Origin of the sequence: Zoogloea sp. (assembly GCF_023150065.1) — a bacterium.
GTDB lineage: Bacteria > Pseudomonadota > Gammaproteobacteria > Burkholderiales > Rhodocyclaceae > Zoogloea.
This window is the reverse complement of record NZ_JAKLLN010000247.1, coordinates 1-509: the sequence shown is the minus strand read 5'-3', so window position 1 is coordinate 509 and position 509 is coordinate 1. Positions and strand designations below refer to the sequence as shown.

At 71.1% G+C, this 509-nt stretch carries 1 protein-coding gene; it reads right to left on the bottom strand.

Going from position 1 to position 509, the window contains the following annotated elements:
* Positions 1–130 precede the first annotated feature (130 nt).
* Positions 131–509: DUF6537 domain-containing protein (locus tag L6Q67_RS24510; RefSeq protein ID WP_367171699.1), on the bottom strand; the 379-nt coding region annotated here is incomplete at its 5' end.

Below are 509 nucleotides of genomic sequence, written 5' to 3'. Positions count from 1 at the left end.
AAGCGCGACAACGAAGCGGCCTACCGGCGCTTCGCGGCCCGGGGCTACGAGGCCGCGTGGACGCTCGGCATCGTTGCGATACTGATGCACTGCGCCACGCTGGTCCTCGTGCAGCTGCGGGGCTGAGCCCTCAGGCCACGTTGGCCGGCCGATGGCCGCCGGCGCGCCACCTTGCCAGCAGCGCCTCGCGCTTTTCTGCCGCCCGCTGCATCGCGGCGGCCTTGATGTGGCCGTAACCGCGGATCTCGTCCGGCAGGCGGGCGAGCTCGATGGCGATGGGCAGGCGCTCGGTGCCGAGTTCGCCGATCAGCCGGCCGATGTCGGCTTCGTACTGGGCGGTAAGGGCGCGTTCGGCCTTGCGTTCGGCGTGGTAGCCGAAGACGTCGAAGGGCGTGCCGCGCAGCCGGCGGAGCTTCGCCAGCCAGCCGAAGGCGGTCTTCATCCACGGGCCGAACTTCAGCTTGTGGATGCGCCCCGAATCCGGATCGGGCCGGGCCAGGAAGGTCGGC